The 19,461-nt window shown below is 32.9% G+C and carries 18 protein-coding genes; 8 read left to right on the top strand and 10 right to left on the bottom strand.

Going from position 1 to position 19,461, the window contains the following annotated elements:
- Positions 1-9 precede the first annotated feature (9 nt).
- Positions 10-525 (top strand): hypothetical protein, encoded by a 516-nt coding sequence (locus tag ACNFIH_RS16960; protein WP_035649699.1) that lies wholly within the window; start codon positions 10-12, stop codon positions 523-525.
- A 255-nt stretch (positions 526-780) separates the two neighbouring features.
- Here ACNFIH_RS16960 and ACNFIH_RS16955 read toward each other — a convergent pair whose 3' ends face one another.
- A complete protein-coding gene (locus ACNFIH_RS16955; RefSeq protein WP_035649700.1) occupies positions 781-1,440 on the bottom strand; it encodes a YqiA/YcfP family alpha/beta fold hydrolase in 660 nt (219 codons plus the stop codon).
- 282 nt (positions 1,441-1,722) lie between these two features.
- Between ACNFIH_RS16955 and ACNFIH_RS16950 the strand changes: the two genes are divergently transcribed.
- Positions 1,723-2,028: an N-acetyltransferase gene (locus tag ACNFIH_RS16950; RefSeq protein WP_193745228.1), complete on the top strand. Its 306-nt coding sequence runs from the start codon at positions 1,723-1,725 to the stop codon at positions 2,026-2,028.
- On the opposite strand, the gene ACNFIH_RS16945 is transcribed toward ACNFIH_RS16950, so the two are convergent.
- From ACNFIH_RS16945 to ACNFIH_RS16935, 3 genes are all read right to left on the bottom strand, one after another.
- Entirely contained in the window at positions 2,025-3,455 is a 1,431-nt protein-coding gene (locus tag ACNFIH_RS16945; RefSeq protein WP_426484013.1) for an anion permease, read from the bottom strand. The two genes, ACNFIH_RS16950 and ACNFIH_RS16945, sit on opposite strands and share 4 nt — an antisense overlap.
- 20 nt (positions 3,456-3,475) lie before the next feature.
- Positions 3,476-4,627: a porin gene (locus tag ACNFIH_RS16940; protein ID WP_426484012.1), complete on the bottom strand. Its 1,152-nt coding sequence runs from the start codon at positions 4,625-4,627 to the stop codon at positions 3,476-3,478.
- A 224-nt stretch (positions 4,628-4,851) separates the two neighbouring features.
- Entirely contained in the window at positions 4,852-6,486 is a 1,635-nt protein-coding gene (locus tag ACNFIH_RS16935; protein ID WP_426484011.1) for an ABC-F family ATP-binding cassette domain-containing protein, read from the bottom strand.
- A gap of 243 nt (positions 6,487-6,729) precedes the next feature.
- On the opposite strand from ACNFIH_RS16935, the gene ACNFIH_RS16930 reads away from it, so the two are divergent.
- Complete coding sequence (locus tag ACNFIH_RS16930; RefSeq protein ID WP_426484010.1) at positions 6,730-7,173, top strand: PepSY-like domain-containing protein; 444 nt, start codon at positions 6,730-6,732, stop codon at positions 7,171-7,173.
- A 296-nt stretch (positions 7,174-7,469) separates the two neighbouring features.
- Here the strand turns inward: ACNFIH_RS16930 and ACNFIH_RS16925 are convergent, their stop codons facing one another.
- Together ACNFIH_RS16925 and ACNFIH_RS16920 are read right to left on the bottom strand one after the other, a co-directional pair.
- Positions 7,470-8,645, bottom strand: a complete 1,176-nt coding sequence (locus ACNFIH_RS16925) for a GlmU family protein (protein ID WP_426484009.1) — start codon at positions 8,643-8,645, stop codon at positions 7,470-7,472.
- Between the two features lie 163 nt (positions 8,646-8,808).
- Positions 8,809-9,063 carry a type B 50S ribosomal protein L31 gene (locus ACNFIH_RS16920; RefSeq protein WP_011921626.1) on the bottom strand — a complete coding sequence of 85 codons (255 nt, stop codon included), beginning with the start codon at positions 9,061-9,063 and terminating at the stop codon, positions 8,809-8,811.
- A 250-nt stretch (positions 9,064-9,313) separates the two neighbouring features.
- Here ACNFIH_RS16920 and ACNFIH_RS16915 point away from each other — a divergent pair, with 250 nt between their 5' ends.
- From ACNFIH_RS16915 to ACNFIH_RS16895, 5 genes are all read left to right on the top strand, one after another.
- Positions 9,314-9,844: a DUF4199 domain-containing protein gene (locus ACNFIH_RS16915; protein WP_035649711.1), complete on the top strand. Its 531-nt coding sequence runs from the start codon at positions 9,314-9,316 to the stop codon at positions 9,842-9,844.
- A 9-nt stretch (positions 9,845-9,853) separates the two neighbouring features.
- The gene (locus ACNFIH_RS16910) at positions 9,854-10,810 is read left to right on the top strand and encodes a glycosyltransferase family 2 protein (protein WP_035649713.1); all 957 of its coding nucleotides are present in this window, start codon (positions 9,854-9,856) and stop codon (positions 10,808-10,810) included.
- A 144-nt stretch (positions 10,811-10,954) separates the two neighbouring features.
- Positions 10,955-12,682 (top strand): phospho-sugar mutase, encoded by a 1,728-nt coding sequence (locus ACNFIH_RS16905; protein ID WP_426484008.1) that lies wholly within the window; start codon positions 10,955-10,957, stop codon positions 12,680-12,682.
- A gap of 74 nt (positions 12,683-12,756) precedes the next feature.
- On the top strand, positions 12,757-14,586 hold the full coding sequence (locus tag ACNFIH_RS16900) for an ABC transporter ATP-binding protein (protein WP_426484007.1): 1,830 nt from the start codon (positions 12,757-12,759) through the stop codon (positions 14,584-14,586).
- A gap of 120 nt (positions 14,587-14,706) precedes the next feature.
- Positions 14,707-15,408, top strand: a complete 702-nt coding sequence (locus ACNFIH_RS16895) for a DUF2971 domain-containing protein (RefSeq protein ID WP_426484006.1) — start codon at positions 14,707-14,709, stop codon at positions 15,406-15,408.
- A gap of 165 nt (positions 15,409-15,573) precedes the next feature.
- Here ACNFIH_RS16895 and ACNFIH_RS16890 read toward each other — a convergent pair whose 3' ends face one another.
- From ACNFIH_RS16890 to ACNFIH_RS16875, 4 genes are read right to left on the bottom strand one after another with little or no spacing between them, the layout of a single operon-like run.
- Positions 15,574-16,296, bottom strand: coding sequence for a hypothetical protein (locus ACNFIH_RS16890; RefSeq protein WP_142451812.1), 723 nt, complete (start codon positions 16,294-16,296; stop codon positions 15,574-15,576).
- Between the two features lie 31 nt (positions 16,297-16,327).
- A complete protein-coding gene (locus ACNFIH_RS16885) occupies positions 16,328-16,699 on the bottom strand; it encodes a hypothetical protein (RefSeq protein ID WP_426484005.1) in 372 nt (123 codons plus the stop codon).
- Positions 16,665-16,997, bottom strand: coding sequence for a hypothetical protein (locus ACNFIH_RS16880; RefSeq protein WP_426484004.1), 333 nt, complete (start codon positions 16,995-16,997; stop codon positions 16,665-16,667). Before ACNFIH_RS16880 ends, ACNFIH_RS16885 begins: the two co-directional genes overlap by 35 nt.
- Entirely contained in the window at positions 16,994-19,456 is a 2,463-nt protein-coding gene (locus tag ACNFIH_RS16875) for a TonB-dependent receptor (protein WP_426484003.1), read from the bottom strand. The genes ACNFIH_RS16880 and ACNFIH_RS16875 overlap by 4 nt, the downstream gene beginning before the upstream one ends.
- Between the last annotated feature and the right edge of the window lie 5 nt (positions 19,457-19,461).

Below are 19,461 nucleotides of genomic sequence, written 5' to 3'. Positions count from 1 at the left end.
ACATTAATTATGTTTCACAAAAATATTAAACTAATTTTAGCCGGACTTCTTGTTGTAGCTGGCATTTGGCAATTTACAGAAAGTAATATCGGAAATGGAATCTTTCTTATATTATTGACTGCAATTCCAATTTTTCTTTACTTTAAAAATGAATTTATTCTTTTAGCCTTCCTTAAATTAAGAAAACAAGACTTCGAAGGAGCTAAAAGCTGGTTGGCATATATTAAAAATCCTGAAGCGGCATTAGTAAGAAAACAACAAGGTTATTTCAATTACCTTCACGGAATCATGTTATCTCAAACTAATCTTATTCAGGCTGAGAAACATTTCAAAAAAGCAATTGAACTTGGTTTATCTATGGATATGGATTTAGCAGTTGCAAAATTAAACCTTGCAGGAGTTGCAATGTCAAGAAGAAGAAAACTTGAAGCGACTAATTTATTAGCTGAAGCTAAAAAACTAGACAAACAAGGAATGCTGAAAGAACAGATTTCTATGATGAAAGAACAAATGAAAAAAATCTAATTTTTTCAAATCATAATATTTAAAATCCCAAATTCTAAAAAAGAGTTTGGGATTTTTTTTATTTTAGATTGTTGAGTTTAGATTTTAGATTTTTTCTGTCCGCAGATTTTCCGGATAGTTTTGTCATCCTGAGGAACGAAGGATCACACTAGAAATTCCATACAGTATTTCGCCAATCTTTGTCGAGTTACAAGTGTGATCCTTCGTTCCTCAGGATGACAAACTACACGCTCAAAAAATTGGAATTTAAAATATTTAATCCTCCAATATAATCGAAGGCAAATTCTCATTCAGCCATTTATATTTATTGAGAATCATAATATGTGTTCCGCCTTTTACGACAATACATTTATTAATATATTTTATAGGAAAAACATCATCCTGATCGCCGTGAATATGAATTACGTTATCATCAACTTCATTTCGATCCCATAAAATAACTGATTCTACAGCCCACTGCAGATAATTAAGATCTCGTACAGCTAAAAATTTCTCGTATAATTTAATGCGTTTATTTACTTTTTCTCCGAAAGAATATTTAGCCAGATTTTCGATATTTAAAATCAGCTTCATCGGAATTAATTTGTAGGCTTTTGTTGTTTTCCCAATTTTCATTCTTCTCGGAAATTCAACATTGCTTCTGACACTTGAAATAATAATTACCTTTTGAGCCTTAATATGTTTTGAAATTTCCTGAACCAAAATACCCCCAAAAGATACGCCAATCAAAACCGGATTTTCATGTTTGATATTCTTTGCAATTCGAACTGCATAATCAGATAAAGATTCTTTAGGCTTCGGAATCTCCCATTCAAGTAAATGAGTTTCAAAAACAGATTCGTCTAACTTAATTCTTTCAAAAATAGCAGGACTAGCCGCCAAGCCAGGCATAAAATAAACAGGAATTTTACTCATTTGTCAAAAAAGGTATTTTAATTACAAATCTCAATTTCAAGATAAATTTACTTTTTTTAACAATATGCACAGCAAATCTTACACCATAATCCATATTAAAACAAATAAAATTACAAAATATTCAAAAAAAAGGCGTTCTAAAAAAATAATTTCATATTGAAAATCAAATGATTAACTTTGTATTCCAAATCATTCATGTTTAACATTCTTGCATAAGTATTTAAACAGAATAACGCCCTAAATCTATTTTATATTTTAAACCTGCTAAAAAAATGACAAATTATGGAATCTATTGAAACTACATTGGCAATTAAAGACAACACTTTTGCGAGACAATTTGAAACATTAGCTCCAGAAGGAATGCTTACTGTTGAATATTCATTTCAAGAAAAGAAAATTTTCCTAACCAAAATCAACACACCTGAAGGCTATGACAATCAAGCCGTACTTGACAACATGCTGAAAAACATCATGGAATTAAATACAGAGAAAAAATTCAGAGTCGTTCCTATTCACCCAAAGATTGTTACTTTTTTCAAAAAAAATCCGAAATACAAAGAATTGCTTCCTCCAGGAATCAGGATTTAAAAATCACCAATTAATCGGAGCCACAAACCTCCTATTACCATATAAATAAAAAGCATAACTAATCCAGTTATCAGGCCTTTGACCCACCAGCTTTTTAGGTCGACATAACCACTTCCGAAAAAGACTGGTGCCGGTCCATGTCCGTAATGCGTTAAAGTTCCGTATATCGATCCCACAAAACCAAGCATAAAAGCAAGAAGCAAGCCCGGAATTCCAAGTGAAACTCCAACTCCTAACAAGGCTGCATACATTGCTGCAACGTGTGCCGTTGCACTTGCAAAAAGATAGTGGCTAAAAAAGTATACTAATATAATGATAGGAAAAGCCATTTGCCAGCTTAATCCTCCAATTTCAGCTTTTACCAAATCACTAAACCACGCAATAAAACCTAATTCATTTAGCGAACTTGCCATCATTACCAAAACAGAGAACCAAACAATAGTATCCCAAGCTCCTTTTTCAGCTTTTACATCATCCCAAGTTAAAACTGAAGTTAAAAGTAAAATTACCAGACCAATAAATGCTGTAGTTGTTGCATCTATTGAAAACAGATCGCCTGTCATCCATAAAAACAATAAAATAAAGAAAGTCAACAGCATCATCCATTCGTTGCGAGTAATAGACCCCATTTCTTTAAGCTTTTGAGCTGCAATTTGAGGCGCATCTCCAGTTTTCTTCAATTCTGGCGGATAAATTTTATAAAGTACAAACGGAATTACAAAAAATGAAACCAAACCAGGAACTATAGCGGCAGTCGCCCAAGAAATCCAAGTGATTTTTATTCCGAGATTAAGTGCAAATTTTTGGCACATTGGATTACTCGCTGTACCGGTTAAAAACATTGATGACGCTATCAAATTTGCATTATAACTATTCAAGGTGAGATATGCTCCTAATTTTCGATGCGTTTCTGGCTTATCTGGCATCGAACCAAAACTCATTGACATAGACTTCATAATCGGATAAATAATTCCACCTCCACGAGCTGTATTACTTGGAACTGCAGGAGCTAAAACCAAATCAGCAAGTCCTAGACCATAAGCAAGTCCGAGCGAACTTTTGCCAAATATTCTAATAAATAAAAAAGCAATTCGGTTTCCTAAACCTGTTTTTATAAATCCTCTCGCAATAAAAAATGAAATTCCGATAAGCCAGATTACTTTATCGCCAAAACCTTTCAGTGCCAATGTTATAGACTTTCCAGCATCGCCAGGCGCCAAAACCTGCGAAAAAGCTGTTAATGCAATAGCAATCATACACATAGTTCCCATTGGAGCTGCTTTCAAGATAATTCCTAAAATGGTCGCAACAAAAATGGCGAACAAATGCCATGCTTCGGCAACAACACCATTTGGAGCAGGAATTAACCAAATTGCAACACCCACAGCAAGTGTGATTATAGTTTGGGGAATTTGTACTTCTTTCATAAAAACAAGATTTAAGTTTATTAAAGTCTAAGTTGAAGTTGTATTAAAAACAAGTTATTATCGTAGGTGGTTGTATCTGGAACATTTTGATCAAATCTATCAATTTGAAATCCTGCTTCAATTCGGCCTCTATATGCTTTCCCGAATTCAAGACTCACCATTGGCGTGTATGTTTGTCTTAAGTTTGAATCAATTTTATAACTCGGATCAAATCTTTCATAACGGCACGAAATCTCTAACGAGGTTAATTTATTATAATCGACAACATATCTAAAATTAGGCAAAAAATAAATCCCACGCATTTGATAATCTGCAACATCTGGAGTTCTTGAAGCAACTGGCAAAGAAAAATACAAATTATGATTTGTTCCCTGTTTGTATTCAATTTGCAAATCAAAACTCAATTTATCGGTCAATTTAAAATCACTTGTAATATCGGCCCCAATTGCAAAAACATCTTCTTTGAAAACTTTTCCAAAACCTCCGTTTAACCCTAAATTGATCTCGTGTTTTTTCGACAAGCCTAAAACCCATCTTGTTGAAAATTGTTTGCCGTTATCTTTATCCATCTCAGCATTTTTTCCGTTTCCATTCAAAATAGAAAAAGCATAGTCCACAGGTATTTTCCCAACATCAAAAGCACCCGTTGCCGAGGCTCCAATTTGAAAACTTGTCCAGCCATTTTTTCCAAATTCATAATATTGATTAGAAAAATCGAACGACTTAATGATATCTACTGGAACCAATTCCTCAATACCAAAAGCTGGTCTGAACTGCCCACCGGTTAAGGCTATATATTTATTAAAAGTATATTTTCCGTAGGCATTTTCAAGAACTTTGCCTTTAGTATCTGATTTAAAATCGGCTAAGTTTACTAAAATTACAACTTCAGTTTCTTTACTAAGCTTTGTATTAAGTCCAACACGCATTCTTTTAATATCAAATGAACTCTGAGTGACATTTCCTGTTGAATGATGCGCTCCTAAAACATCGACATTATCTTCAAAACTTTCTAAATATCTGGCTTGTATAAGTCCTTTAAACTGAAATGTTGGATATTTAATATCACTTTCAGAATCAGTCGCAGGTTGAGTTTGTGCAGTTTGCGCAATCGAAAACAACGGCATTAGAAATAAAACAAGAATTATTCGAAGAAGTAAAGTCTTTTTCATAGGCATATAAATTAAACTTTTATAAAAAGGTTCAGTATTATTTTTTCATATTTGGGGCATATAAAAAAACGCAAACACTTATGAATCAACGTAAAAACAGTTATAAATATAATAAAAAATCAATAACTTGTAAAAATAGTTGCATTAAAATTTGATTATCAATTTTAACAAAATAAAAAAGGCGCAAGAATTAACTTGCGCCTTTTTACTATTTTATAAGATTTTTACTTTTCGATTTCTCTCATCGAATCCATTTTTTTATGTGCCAAGAAACCAGCAACATCTTCAAAATGCTCTTTAACTCTTTTATTTCCGAATTCAAACACCTTCGTTGCTAATCCGTCAAGGAAATCACGATCGTGAGAAACCAAAATCAAAGTTCCATCAAAATCACGTAATGCATCTTTGATGATATCTTTTGTTTTCATATCCAAGTGGTTTGAAGGCTCATCCAGAATCAGCAAATTAACTGGTTCAAGCAATAATTTAATCATTGCCAAACGTGTTTTTTCTCCTCCAGAAAGCACTTTTACTTTTTTAGTAATATCATCACCTTGAAACATGAAAGCTCCAAGAATGTTTTTGATCTGAGTTCTGATATCTCCAACTGCAATATTATCGATAGTTTCAAAAATCGTAGCATTTTCATCCAATAAAGAAGCCTGATTTTGAGCAAAATATCCAATTTGAGAATTATGACCAATTTCAACACTTCCTTCATCAACGCCGATTTCTTTCATAATCGCTTTAATCATTGTTGATTTTCCTTCTCCATTTTTTCCAACAAAAGCAACTTTCTGACCTCTTTCGATTACAATATTTGCATCTTTGAAAACCACATGATCACCATATGATTTAGACATTTCTTTTACAACAACCGGGTATTGCCCAGAACGTGGCGCTGGCGGAAATTTTAATCGAAGTGCCGAAGTATCCACTTCATCAACCTGAACAATTTCAAGTTTCTCCAACATCTTCACACGAGACTGAACAGCATCTGTTTTAGAGAAAGTTCCTTTAAAACGATCAATAAACGCTCTGTTATCAGCAATCATTTTTTGTTGTTCATCGTATGCTTTTTGCTGATGAATACGACGGTCTTTTCTTAATTCTAAGTAATGAGAATATTTAGCTTTGTAGTCATAAATTCTTCCCATTGTCACTTCAATAGTTCTGTTTGTAATATTATCTACAAACGCTCTATCGTGCGAAATTACCACAACTGCTTTCGCAGAAGTCAATAAAAACTCTTCTAACCACTGAATACTTTCGATATCCATATGGTTTGTTGGCTCATCCAGCAAAATCAAATCAGGTTTTTGCAATAAAATCTTTGCAAGCTCGATACGCATTCTCCATCCTCCAGAAAATTCAGAAGTCTGACGTCCAAAATCTTCACGATCAAAACCTAAACCAACTAAAATTTTCTCAACTTCAGCTTCGTAATTTATTTCTTCAATTGCATAAAATTTCTCGCTTAAGTCCGAAACTCTTTCAATCAATTTCATGTATTCGTCACTTTCATAATCAGTACGAACGGTCAATTGTTCATTGATTTCATCAATTTCGGCTTTCATTTTGAAAATTTCGCCAAAAGCTTTTGAAGCTTCTTCCATTACAGTTGAACCATCTTTCGTCAATAAATGCTGAGGCAAATAAGCCACAACAGCATCTTTTGGAGTCGAAATACTTCCAGTTGAAGGTTTGTTTTCTCCTGCAATAATTTTTAAAAGTGTCGATTTTCCCGCACCATTTTTACCCATAAGGGCAATTTTATCATTTTCATTTATAGCAAAAGAAACATCGCTAAAAAGTGTAGTTCCGCCAAACTGAACCGAAATATCGTTAACTGTAATCATTTGTCTTTGTTAATTTGTTTAATCGGTTAATCGTTTATTTGACTACCCATTTTTTTCGTGGTGCAAAGATAGATTTAATTAGATAATGTGCCAATTTGATAATTAGATAATTTTGAAAATGTGCCAATTAGACAATATTCTAATTGAATAATGCTTAAACTATAACAAACGAAAGCTTAATAGTCTTTTCATATTTCAAAATTTTAATCTTACCTTGTATAAAAATTTAAAAATCAGCAAAATATGAGAACGAAATTAAAACTGACGGCTTATCTGTTTGCAGGATTATTATTTGGATTTTCTGCAAATGCGCAAAAAACGGTAATTAAAAAAGAAGCGTTACCGGCAAATGCACAAACATTTTTAAAAACTCATTTTGGATCTAAAAAGCCAAGCTATATATTACAAGACAAAGAAATACTCTCTACAGAATATAAAGTTCAGTTTGACAAACAACTCGAAATTGAATTTGACAAAAAAGGAAACTGGAAAGAAGTGGATGGTAAAAATGATAAAATTCCAAAATCTATTATTCCGAAAAAAATTGCTTCTTACATAAAAACAAATTTTCCTAAGGAAAAAGTGACCAAAATAGAAATCGGATCTTCTGGTTATGAAACAAAACTAACCAACGGCTTAGAATTAAAATTCAATTTGAAAGAAGATTTTATTAAGATTGACAAATAAGTTAAATTTGAAAATGTGTCAATTTGATAATGAGATAATTAGAAAATATGTCAATTAGATAATCCCTAAATCCTAAAAAAAATTAAATTCTGTCCCTAAACTGGACTGAAGTCCAGCTCTACAATATAGCCCGAGCCCATAGGCTCTCTTGTTGTTCCGCAGGAACCTATTATGTTGTAGAGCTGGACTTCAGTCCAGTTTAACATGCAAACATGCAACAAAACAAAACCCGACAGGTTTGAAAAACCATCGGGTTTGTAAAAATTATCTAATTTTCAAATTGACTAATTATCTAATTAATCTTTTCTCCATTTTTTAGTTTCTTCAAAAATATGTTCTAAGATTGAAGCCTCAACTTCGTCGAATTCAATATTTCTTCTTCCCATAACTAATTTAGCTGTTTCAAATGCTTTTTTAGTTACGTAAGTTGTAAATCCAGCAGCGCCACCCCAAGAAAAACTTGGCACAAAATTACGAGGAAAGCCAGATCCAAAAATATTGGCACTTACACCAACTACAGTTCCGGTATTAAACATGGTATTGATTCCGCATTTACTGTGATCTCCCATCATTAAGCCGCAAAACTGAAGTCCTGTTTTTGCAAAACCTTCTGTTTCGTAGCTCCATAATTTCACTTCTTCGTAATTGTTTTTTAGGTTTGAATTATTTGAATCGGCGCCAATATTACACCATTCACCTAAAACAGAGTCACCTAAAAATCCGTCATGACCTTTATTTGAATTTTGGAATAAAACCGAATTTTTAACCTCTCCTCCTATTCTTGATCCCGGACCAACTGTTGTTGCACCGTAAATTTTGGCGTTTAGTTTCACCATAGCATTTTCACATAAAGCAAAAGGTCCGCGAATTACAGTTCCTTCCATAATTTCAGCATTCTTACCTATATATATTGGCCCAGTCGAAGCGTTTAAAGTTACAAACTCTAATTTTGCACCTTCTTCGATAAAAATATTTTCGGGCGCAATAACATTTACACTTTTAGGAATTGGCTGTGATTTTCTGTCTTCAGTCAAAAAAGCAAAATCGGCGCGAATTGCTGCGTCATTTTTTGAAAAAATATCCCAGGTATGTTCAACTGTCAAACAATCTTCGTTATACTGAATAATTTCATACGAATCAAAATCAACTTCTTCCTGATTTTCTGAAGCAAAAAAAGCAATTACATCATCACCTTTAAAAATGGCCTGATTTGCTCTTAAATCAGAAATCATTTCAGCAAGCTTATCATTTGGCAAATAAGCGGCGTTGATCATTACATTTTCTTCCATTTCCACCATTGGAAATTTTTCAGACAAATATTCTTCAGTAATTGTTGTTATAGTTGAACCAAGGCGCATTTCCCATTTTTGACGAATTGTCGTAATTCCGATAAGAATATCAGCCACAGGCCTTGTAAAAGTAAAAGGTAATAAAGCATTCCGAACGGGACCGTCAAAAAGAATGTAATTCATAAATAAAAAAATTTGGTACTTGTTAAAATTTTGATTTGGTTATCAGGTTCAAAGTTACAAATATTTATCTGGTTTCATAAAAAGCCATTTTAATGATAAGCATAATTTAACGCATAAAAAAAGCCTTCCGATTGGAAGGCTTTTATATAATTTAAAACAGCTATTATTTTTTAGCGTGTTTAGCATATTTAGTTTTGAATTTATCAATACGTCCTGCAGTATCGATAAGTTTAGATTTACCAGTATAAAAAGGGTGAGATGTTCTAGAAATCTCCATTTTTACAACTGGATACTCAACTCCGTCAACTTCAATTGTTTCTTTTGTATCTGCAGTAGATTTAGTGATAAAAACGTCATCATTTGACATGTCTTTAAATGCAACTAATCTGTAATTTTCTGGGTGAATTCCTTTTTTCATCTTTCTTTTTATTTATTGTTTGGAGCATTCTTTATTTTGAAGCTTTTTCATGGTTAGAAAAAGGTATAAACAAGCGATACTCTTTTTTGTTTAAAAATTTAATTATTTTTGAGTGTGCAAATTTACAATTCTTTTTTAATAAACAAATACTTAACTCACTTTTTTTTAGTTTATTTCGAAAAGCTTTTTTTATCTACGATTATAGTGGGAATTACTATATTTGTGGATTAATTTTAAAACATATAGAAATATGATTAATGAAGTTATAAAAAAGAATGGTATTACTTATGGTGTAATGATTGGAATTGCATCTGCATTATTCACTGCAACTATCTATGCGGTTGATTTAAATTTATTCACTGCATGGTGGATGGGTATAATAGGTATAGCAATAAGTATTACGATAAGCATTATTTTGCTTTCTAAAACTAAGAAAGAATTAAAAGGTGTTTTTCCGTTTAAAGATGCTTTTACCACTTATTTTATAGCTGCCGTAATTGGCGTTGTGATTTCTACAACTTTTAACATTCTTTTATTTAACGTTATTGATCCAGGTGCAAAAGACACTTTAAACGAAATAATGATCAAATATACTGCAAACATGATGCAGAAATTTGGAGCTCCGGCTTCGTCTATCAATGAAGCAATTGAAAAAATGAAAGCAAGCAGCCCATACTCGACTTTCGAATTATTAAAAGGATCTGCTTTTGCAATAGTAATCAGTGCCATTTTCGGATTAATTTTCGCAGCATTTTTCAAAAGCAAAACTACTCAAGAATAAAAAATATAAATGAATTTATCTATACTTATACCGCTTCTAAACGAGGAGGAATCGCTTAAAGAACTCTATTCGTGGATTATTAAAGTGATGCAATCTAACAATTACTCTTATGAAATCATTTTTGTAGATGATGGAAGTACGGATGATTCTTGGAATATTATTGAAAGCTTTTCGAACGAAAATCCTAATGTAAAAGGAATTCGTTTCATGAAAAACTTTGGAAAATCTCAGGCGTTGCATGCTGGTTTTGCAAAAGCTCAAGGTGATGTCATCATTACAATGGATGCTGATTTGCAAGACAGTCCCGATGAAATTCCAGGTTTATACGAAATGATCACAGCTCAGAAATACGATTTGGTTTCTGGCTGGAAAAAGAAACGCTACGACTCAGTTGTAGCAAAAAATCTGCCTTCAAAATTATTTAACTGGGCGGCCAGAAAAACTTCGGGCGTTGAATTAAATGATTTTAACTGCGGATTAAAAGCATACAAAAATACAGTTGTTAAAAATATCGAAGTATCTGGCGAAATGCACCGATACATTCCGGTTTTGGCAAAAAATGCAGGTTTCAATAAAATTGGCGAAAAAGTAGTAATTCACCAAGCTAGAAAATATGGTGAAACTAAATTTGGAATGGAACGTTTTATAAACGGTTTTCTGGATTTGATTACCATTTGGTTTTTGTCAAGATTCGGAAAAAGACCAATGCACTTATTTGGAGCGATTGGTTCTTTGATGTTTATTATCGGTTTTTTATCTGCAGGATACATTGGAGTTTCGAAACTGTACCATATGTATACCGGAATGAAATATAGCTTAGTTACAAACAATCCTTGGTTTTATATTGCCTTGACCACGATGATTTTGGGAACTCAGTTATTCCTGGCAGGATTCTTAGGCGAAATTATCTTAAGAACCAAAAGTAACGAAGCACGTTATAAAGTAGCCAGAGAAGTTAATTTTTAACGTAAAAGCCCTAGCCCTGATGGGAACGGCATCCTTTTGTGGTCTCGTTTTTTTTTACGAGACCACAAAAGATATAGTGGACAGCAGGAATCAGCTCCTGAAAAAACTTATCTTTAAATTAAAATTTACATAAAAAATATTGACATGAATATAGCACCTAATATATTAAGCGCCGTTAATGAATGGTTAACACCAACATTTGACAAAGAAACGCAAGCAGCAGTTAAGGAATTAATGACAACTTCTCCAAAAGAACTTGAGGAAAGTTTTTACAAAAACCTTGAATTTGGAACTGGCGGAATGCGCGGTGTAATGGGAGTTGGAGACAACAGAATCAATAAATATACACTTGGAAAAAACACTCAGGGATTATCTGATTATTTGCATGAAGTTTTTCCAAATGAGCCTTTAAAAGTAGTTATTGCTTACGACTGCCGTCATAATAGCAATACTTTGGCAAAATTGGTTGCAGATGTTTTCTCTGCAAACGGAATTCAGGTTTATTTATTTTCAGACCTAAGACCAACTCCAGAATTATCTTTTGCACTTAAATATCTAGGATGCCAATGCGGAATTGTTTTGACAGCTTCTCACAATCCACCAGAATATAACGGTTACAAAGTATACTGGCAAGATGGCGGGCAAATCGTTCCTCCACAAGACAAAGCTATTATCAATGTAATTGAAAATTTAGGCTACGACAAAATTAAATTTGACGCAAACGAAAGCTTGATTAAATATATCGACACTGATATTGATAAAGCTTTTGTAAAATCGTCTATCGAAAATGCAAGTTTTAATACTCCGGCTGAAGCCAAAGACAACTTACAAATTGTGTTCACTTCATTGCACGGAACTTCTATAAAATCGGTTCCTGATACTTTATCACAGGCGGGTTACAAAAATGTTCACATTGTTCCGGAACAGGCAATTCCTGATGGAGATTTCCCAACTGTAAAATCTCCAAATCCTGAAGAACCTGAAGCTTTAACAATGGCTTTAGCTTTAGCAGACAAAACAAATTCTGATATTGTTGTTGGTACAGATCCTGATTGTGACCGTTTAGGTGTTGCTGTTCGTAATAACGATGGTAAAATGATTTTGTTGAACGGAAATCAAACGATGATTTTGATGACTTCTTTCTTATTGAAACAATGGAAAAAAGCTGGGAAAATCAACGGAAAACAATTCGTAGGCTCAACAATTGTTTCAACTCCAATGATGATGGAATTAGCAACAAGTTATGGTGTTGAATGCAAAGTTGGATTGACTGGTTTTAAATGGATTGCAAAAATGATCAAAGATTTCCCTGAACTTCAATTTATTGGAGGTGGTGAAGAAAGCTTTGGTTTCATGGTTGGTGACGCTGTTAGAGATAAAGATGCCGTTGCTGCAACCTTATTAATATGCGAAGTTGCCGCGCAGGCAAAAGCTGCCGGATCTTCTGTTTACAAAGAACTTTTACAACTTTATGTTGAAAATGGTTTTTACAAAGAATATTTGGTTTCTTTAACTAAAAAAGGAATGGAAGGTTTAGAAGAAATCAATCAAATGATGATCAATTTACGTCAGAATCCTTTGAAAGAAATCAATGGACAAAGAGTAATTATGGTCGAAGATTACGATTCTTCAATTGCTTTAAATTTATTAAGCGGCGAAGAATCTACAATGGATATTCCAAAATCAAATGTATTGATTTATTACACAGAAGACGGATCTAAAATTTGCGCAAGACCTAGTGGAACTGAGCCAAAAATCAAATTCTATATCAGCGTAAATGCAGAAATCGAGTCGGTTTCAGAATTTGAGGAAGCTGAAAAATTCTTAGACGAAAAAATACAGAATATTATTGCTGACATGCAATTGAAATAATTAAAATACAAACACATTTTTTAAAAACCCGATAACTTTTAAGCTATCGGGTTTTAATGGTAAAAAACACCTAAATGAGTAATTTCAAAAAAATAATTCCTTTTATATATCCGTACAAAAAATACGCATTCTTAAATATCTTTTTCAATATTTTGTATGCGCTTTTTAGCACGCTTTCATTTGTTGCTCTAATTCCGATGCTTCAGGTTTTATTCGACAAAACGAAAGAGATTTATACAAAACCAACCTATCATGGCATTTTAAAACTCCAGAAATATGGAGAAGAATATTTAAGCTATTATATCACTACATCAAAAGGAAACCATGACCCTGGTTATATTCTATTTGTAATGGTTGCCATAATTATTTCAATCTTTTTATTAAAAAACCTATCCGATTATCTGGCAATGTTTTTTATCAACTTTTTAAGAAATGGTGTTTTGAGAGATATGCGAAATGCATTGTATAAAAAAACACTAGAATTGCCTTTGGCCTTTTATTCTGAAAAAAGAAAAGGAGATGTTATCTCAAGAATATCTGCTGATGTGAACGAGGTACAAAACTCATTTTTAGCCATACTGGAACTTATCGTAAAAGAACCACTTACGATAATTTTCACTATAATTATGATGCTGATTTTAAGCGCGAAACTAACCATATTTGTTTTTATTTTTATTCCGATTTCAGGATATATCATTTCATTAATTGGAAAACAGCTTAAAAAACAATCTTCAAAAGCACAACAGGAACAAGGTGCTTTTTTATCTACAATTGAAGAAACTATCGGTGGTTTGAAAGTGGTAAAAGGATATAATTCTGAAAACTATTTCAATACTGTTTTTCAGAACTCTACTCAACGTTTCTTTAATTTATCAAACAGCATTGGGAACCGTCAAAACTTAGCTTCACCTGCAAGTGAGTTTATGGGAATTACTGTAATTGCCATTTTACTTTGGTATGGAGGTCAAATGGTTTTAATCGATAAAACATTAGAAGGCGCTACATTTATTGCCTACATGGGATTAGCCTATAACATTCTTACGCCAGCAAAAGCGATCTCTAAAGCTTCATACGGAGTAAAAAGAGGAAATGCCGCAGCTGAACGTGTTCTTGAAATTTTAGAGCAAGAAAACACTATTGTTTCTAAAGAAAATGCCATTGAAAAAACAACTTTTGACAGCAACATCAACATTCAAAACATCAATTTTAAATATGAAGAAACAGCTATTCTAAAAGATTTTTCTCTTCAAATCAAAAAAGGACAAACTGTTGCTTTAGTTGGACAATCTGGAAGCGGAAAAAGTACAATTGCAAATTTATTAACTCGTTTTTACGATGTAAATGAGGGAACGATTTCTATTGATGGAATTGACATCAAAGACATGACCTTGCACTCGCTTAGAGGTTTAATGGCGTTAGTTACACAAGATATTATTTTATTCAATGATACTATTAAAGCAAACGTTGCACTGGGAAAACTTGACGCAACTGATGACGAAATTATTGAAGCATTAAAAATTGCCAATGCATATGAGTTTGTAAAAGATCTTCCGCAAGGAATTTATACTAATATTGGCGACAGCGGAAACAAAATTTCAGGTGGACAAAAACAACGTTTATCTATTGCAAGAGCGGTATTGAAAAACCCTCCGATTATGATTTTGGACGAAGCAACATCAGCATTGGATACTGAAAGTGAAAAATTTGTTCAGGTTGCTCTTGAAAATATGATGCAGAACAGAACTTCAATTGTAATTGCGCACAGACTTTCAACTATTCAAAAAGCAGATGTTATTATTGTGATGCAAAAAGGAAGAATTGTAGAACAAGGAACGCACGAAGAATTAATTGCTCTTGACGGAACTTACAACAAACTGGTAACCATGCAATCTTTCGAGTCTTAAGATCGAGCTGAAAACCAGATTAATTTATTACAGATTAAAGAAATATTAAATCTATATTTAATTTCTTTAATCTGTTTTTATTTTTATAACTTTAGGTAGCTTTTGACTAATCCCCTAAAAATGTACCTTAATAACCCGAATATAAAACTGCCCGAAGATCCCGAAACTATAGTTTGGAAATATCTGGACTTATCTAAATTCCTGGATTTATTACTTTCGAAGAAATTATTTATGTCGCGTTCAGACAAATTCGAAGATCAATACGAAGGTACTTTTAGCGAACCTACTTATGAAGAGATAAAAAAGCTCGCGATTGACAATCCTGACTTTTTGAATTATTACAAAACACATCGGGAGCAGGTTGCCATAAGCAGTTGGCATATCAATGAATATGAATCGTTTGCTATGTGGCAGATTTTTACACAAAACAGTGAAGGTCTTGCTATTCAATCTACAATTGGAAGATTGCAAAAAGCTTTGAATCCCGAAAATAATTTTAATCAATATATAGGCGAAGTAAATTATATCGACTACAAAAAAGAATATATTCCGTTTGATGATTTGTTCTTTCCGTTTTTATTTAAAAGAAAAAGTTTTCAATATGAGCGCGAAGTCCGCATTATTACTGATACTTCAAAAAGTACAATAAAATTAAATGACGGATTAAAAATCAATGTCGACATCAACCAACTGATTGAGAAAATTTACATTCATCCAAAATCTGAAAACTGGTATAAAAAACTAGTAATTGAATTGGTAGAGCGCTTGGATTTTGGTTTTGAAATTGAAAAGTCAGATCTTGAAAGTGATATTTTGATCTAAGGTTCTAGGTTGCTAAGATTCTGAGATGCTAAGCTTCTAAGTTTTTGCCACAGATTGCACAGATTAAAAAGATTTATTACAATGTCATTATAAAAAAAGCCTGTTAAAATATTTTTAACAGGCTTTCTTTATGTCGAAAATTAAAAAGCTTAGAAGCTTAGCAACTTAGATAGGTTTATAAGCTTTAACTTCCCATTTTTTAGAAGCTAAATCAATATAATTATAATGCAAAACATCATTTTTATCGAACTGACCATTTTGATTGGTATCTTCAATTGTTCTGAAGTAAATACGATTTTTTGATTCTATTAAACTCCAGTCTACTAATTCCTGAAGATCTGGTGAAACTTTTGTGAAATTTTCTCCGCTGATATTACTTAAATACAATGTTTTAATATCTCCAGTATCAATTTTTCCGTCTTTATTGGTATCCGAATCAGTCAAAGTATAAACCATTACTTTATTTTGTGTTTTATCTGCAACCGTTTTTAAATAAGTAGCTGTTAGAATCAAAACTGGTTTATCCGATAAAGGTCGGATAGAATCTGAATCAACTTTCTGGAATTTTAAATTTTGTAAATAACCCGTGATTTCATATTCGCCCAAATTAGAAATCGTAAAACTAACATCATTTACACTTGAAGAACCATAACGCGCTTTTGAACCTCTTTCATATACTCGCAAATCGCCAACTGGGTGAATTAAATAATTCGTCCCTTCCATCTGAATAGGAAGATCGGCAATCTCAATTTGCGTAGAATCTGTTTTGGCTACTACACTTGTTTTGTTTGAAGCATCATAAATTACTTTCGGCTTCTGCACTTCGTCCTTACAACTCACTGTAGTTCCGATAATTACTAAGGCGATATATTTTAGATAGTTTTTCATTTATGGCAATTATATTAGAATATCAAATATACTATTTTTGATTGTAAATTTTGGTTTTATTCAATTTAACTAAAACGATGATATTTAAAAGTACAAGTCCTAAATAACCTAATGAAAGTGATCGCCATTTTTGTTTAAAAAAAGAAACTTGAAAATTATGCTCTTGTTCTTCTCTTTCATTTTTTCGCATCCAGAGTCTTTGTTGTGCCATAATAGCTCCGGTATCACAATTCATTCTATGGTACTTAGTAGTATCTTTAACTTTTTTATAACTATTACTGCTTGCTAAAATATAAATATCATTATTATTTATAGTCCAAGTTGGAGCCTTCTCCTCATAAATAATATCTATAATTCTAATAAAAGTTTCATAATATGTTTTTGGTCCAAAATGTATTTTCACTCCATTTTACAGTATCTTTATCAACTGCCAACTTTCTAAGATAAAGCTTCACTTCATTCAATTCTTTATTGCCATCTAGGTTACTTCCATCAAAGCTAAACACCTTATAATTCCGTAAAGTAGCAACCTTATATTTTTCAAAATCATTTTTATTAGGCATTCCTAATCCTATAGCATTATAAACCCTAAAAGCATCAATTTTATAAAAATGATAAAAACAGAATAACGGAATAAAAACCAAGGAAATCATTCCCGGAACGTAAAAAATTCTTTTTCTTTTTTCACGTTTCTCTATCATAATCTTGCATTCAATTTTATATTAAAAACTCTCGAAGTCATATAATTTGGAATCGCATATTCGTTTTTGGAATATACATCGCGAACCCAAGTATTGGTAATTGCATTTTGATTATTAAAGAGATTGAAAATTTCCAACCCAACTGATAATTCTTTAAAATCTTTCAACCATTTCGCTTTGGCAACTTTTGTACTGCTGTCCACAAAAACTTTTGCAAAACCTACATCTGCCCTTCTATAATCATTCAATCGGTTTTGATATAAATAAGGATCTGAATATGCCGGAGCACCGCCAGGCAAACCAGTATTATAAACTAAATTCAAATATAATTTTACACTTGGAATGTTTGGCATATAATCCTGAAACAACATGGCAAATTTTAAGCGCTGATCTGTTGGTCTGGCAATATATCCTTTATCTTCATAATTTTCCTCGGTTTTCATATACCCAAAACTCACCCACGATTCCGTTCCTGGAACAAATTCTCCGTTTAATCTGAAATCAAAACCTTGAGCGTAAGCTTTCGCATTATTGTTAGCAATATATCGAATTCTAACATTATCAATCGAATACACATTTACATCTGAAAGTGATTTGTAATACACCTCCGTTACCCATTTAAAAGGTCGATTCCACATTTTAAAATTATAATCATTTCCTAAAACGATATGTACCGATTCCTGAGCTTTTACATTCGGATTTACAACTCCGTCTAAATCACGAAGTTCCCTGTAAAAAGGTGGTTGATGATACAATCCTCCAGAAATTCTGAAAACCATATCCATATTCCAATCGGGCTGAATTGCAAACTGCGCACGTGGACTTACAACAATTTGATTTTTCCCCTCAACCGATGCTCCTTCAACATTCCAACTTTGAAAACGTGCTCCAAGATGGTACCAAACCTGACTTGAGCCAATTGCTGTTTTTTTATTAAACTGAGCATAACCCGCAAGTCTATTTATAGTATTAAAATTTGTTGCGCGAATATCTTGATATGGTAATAATGGACCAGTATAAGGCTGATACGGCTGGTTGTTTTTTGGCAAAATTACCAAAGGTGGATTAATTGAAAATCCTGCAGAATCAATCACTTCCCACTCCACAACACGATCACGAATCGATTCTCTGGTGTATTTTAAACCAAATTCAAGCTGGCTGTCATTCAGCCATTCTTTAAATCCTTTAATTTCAGCATTTGCAATTAAAGCATCAAGGTCGTTTCGAGCGTGATTTAACTGAGAACCTATCCCACGTGTAAAATCTATATTTTCAACATTCCCTTCTTCATCAACATTTCCTAAACGATATTGTGCCAAAATATCAAAATGTTCCTGTTCCGTTGTATGAAAAAGTGAACCAATCAATTTAAAAGTTAAACTTGGCGATGCTTTATAAGTTGTTTTTAAAGCCCCAAAATATGTTTCATATTTATCTTTTTCCTGGCCTTCATAATAAACCGTCAAAGCCATTGGCTGATCGATAGTTCCAAAGTTTGTCTGACGTGTTAATGGCTGGTAGGAATATTTATTCTGCGAAATATTTCCAAGAAAACTCATTTGCCATTTTTCTGAAATATCATAATTAATATTCGTCTGAATATCTGCAAAAACCGGAGTGTAATTCGTTTCTGTATCTTGGCTATTTACCAAAAGACTATTGTTTCGATAACGAATTCCTGTGACCGCTGACCATTTCTTATTTTTAGAAACGAGATCAACAGCTGCGCTTCCTCCTAAAAAACTAGCTTCAAAAGCAGCGCCAAACTGAGTTGGTTTCCGATAGGTAATATCTAAAACAGAGGATAATTTATCTCCAAATTTTGCCTGAAATCCTCCAGCCGAAAAATCAACATTCTGAACTAGATCAGTATTCGTAAAACTCAAACCTTCCTGTTGACCCGAACGAATCAAAAACGGACGATAGACTTCGACTTCGTTTACGTACACTAAATTTTCGTCATAGTTTCCGCCACGAACTGCATATTGCGTACTCAATTCATTATTCGAATTTACGCCGGGCAATGTTTTTAGAATATTTTCGATTCCGGCATTTGCACCTGGAATCTTTTTAATCGTTTCCGGCTCTACAGTTACAATTCCCTGAACGCGTTTTTTATTTTTAGAAGAAACAAAAACTTCCCCCATTTGTTCCGCAGAATTGTTCATCACTGGATTAAAAAGAAAAACTTCTCCAGGCTTTAAACTTACTGATAGACTCAGCATTTTTAAAGAAATATGAGTAAAAATCAAAGAAACTTTTTTGTTTGAAGGCAGTTCAATATCAAAAACACCATTAGAATCAGACTGAACGACATTTCCCAAACATGAAACATTCACGTCGGCAACCGGACGATTTTCAGTATCTAAAATAACACCTTTAACATGAGCGTTTTGAGCAAATGTCGCGTGGCCAAGGCATGCTAAAAAGAAAACAAGTATTAGCTTATAAGTATTCAAACGTT

Source organism: Flavobacterium sp. 2, from assembly GCF_049949195.1.
GTDB lineage: Bacteria > Bacteroidota > Bacteroidia > Flavobacteriales > Flavobacteriaceae > Flavobacterium.
Note: the sequence above shows the minus strand (reverse complement) of the source record. Positions and strands in the feature narration are given on the sequence as shown.

Excerpts from the sequence above, each read along its gene's own strand:
- ACNFIH_RS16895 (WP_426484006.1), top strand. The coding sequence starts at position 14,707 with ATGTACCTTAATAACCCGAATATAAAACTGCCCGAAGATCCCGAAACT.
- ACNFIH_RS16950 (WP_193745228.1), top strand. The coding sequence starts at position 1,723 with ATGGAATCTATTGAAACTACATTGGCAATTAAAGACAACACTTTTGCG.
- ACNFIH_RS16920 (WP_011921626.1), bottom strand. The coding sequence starts at position 9,063 with ATGAAAAAAGGAATTCACCCAGAAAATTACAGATTAGTTGCATTTAAA.
- ACNFIH_RS16930 (WP_426484010.1), top strand. The coding sequence starts at position 6,730 with ATGAGAACGAAATTAAAACTGACGGCTTATCTGTTTGCAGGATTATTA.
- ACNFIH_RS16960 (WP_035649699.1), top strand. The coding sequence starts at position 10 with ATGTTTCACAAAAATATTAAACTAATTTTAGCCGGACTTCTTGTTGTA.
- ACNFIH_RS16910 (WP_035649713.1), top strand. The coding sequence starts at position 9,854 with ATGAATTTATCTATACTTATACCGCTTCTAAACGAGGAGGAATCGCTT.
- ACNFIH_RS16925 (WP_426484009.1), bottom strand. The coding sequence starts at position 8,645 with ATGAATTACATTCTTTTTGACGGTCCCGTTCGGAATGCTTTATTACCT.
- ACNFIH_RS16940 (WP_426484012.1), bottom strand. The coding sequence starts at position 4,627 with ATGAAAAAGACTTTACTTCTTCGAATAATTCTTGTTTTATTTCTAATG.
- ACNFIH_RS16935 (WP_426484011.1), bottom strand. The coding sequence starts at position 6,486 with ATGATTACAGTTAACGATATTTCGGTTCAGTTTGGCGGAACTACACTT.
- ACNFIH_RS16915 (WP_035649711.1), top strand. The coding sequence starts at position 9,314 with ATGATTAATGAAGTTATAAAAAAGAATGGTATTACTTATGGTGTAATG.
- ACNFIH_RS16880 (WP_426484004.1), bottom strand. The coding sequence starts at position 16,997 with ATGATAGAGAAACGTGAAAAAAGAAAAAGAATTTTTTACGTTCCGGGA.
- ACNFIH_RS16900 (WP_426484007.1), top strand. The coding sequence starts at position 12,757 with ATGAGTAATTTCAAAAAAATAATTCCTTTTATATATCCGTACAAAAAA.
- ACNFIH_RS16945 (WP_426484013.1), bottom strand. The coding sequence starts at position 3,455 with ATGAAAGAAGTACAAATTCCCCAAACTATAATCACACTTGCTGTGGGT.
- ACNFIH_RS16905 (WP_426484008.1), top strand. The coding sequence starts at position 10,955 with ATGAATATAGCACCTAATATATTAAGCGCCGTTAATGAATGGTTAACA.
- ACNFIH_RS16890 (WP_142451812.1), bottom strand. The coding sequence starts at position 16,296 with ATGAAAAACTATCTAAAATATATCGCCTTAGTAATTATCGGAACTACA.
- ACNFIH_RS16955 (WP_035649700.1), bottom strand. The coding sequence starts at position 1,440 with ATGAGTAAAATTCCTGTTTATTTTATGCCTGGCTTGGCGGCTAGTCCT.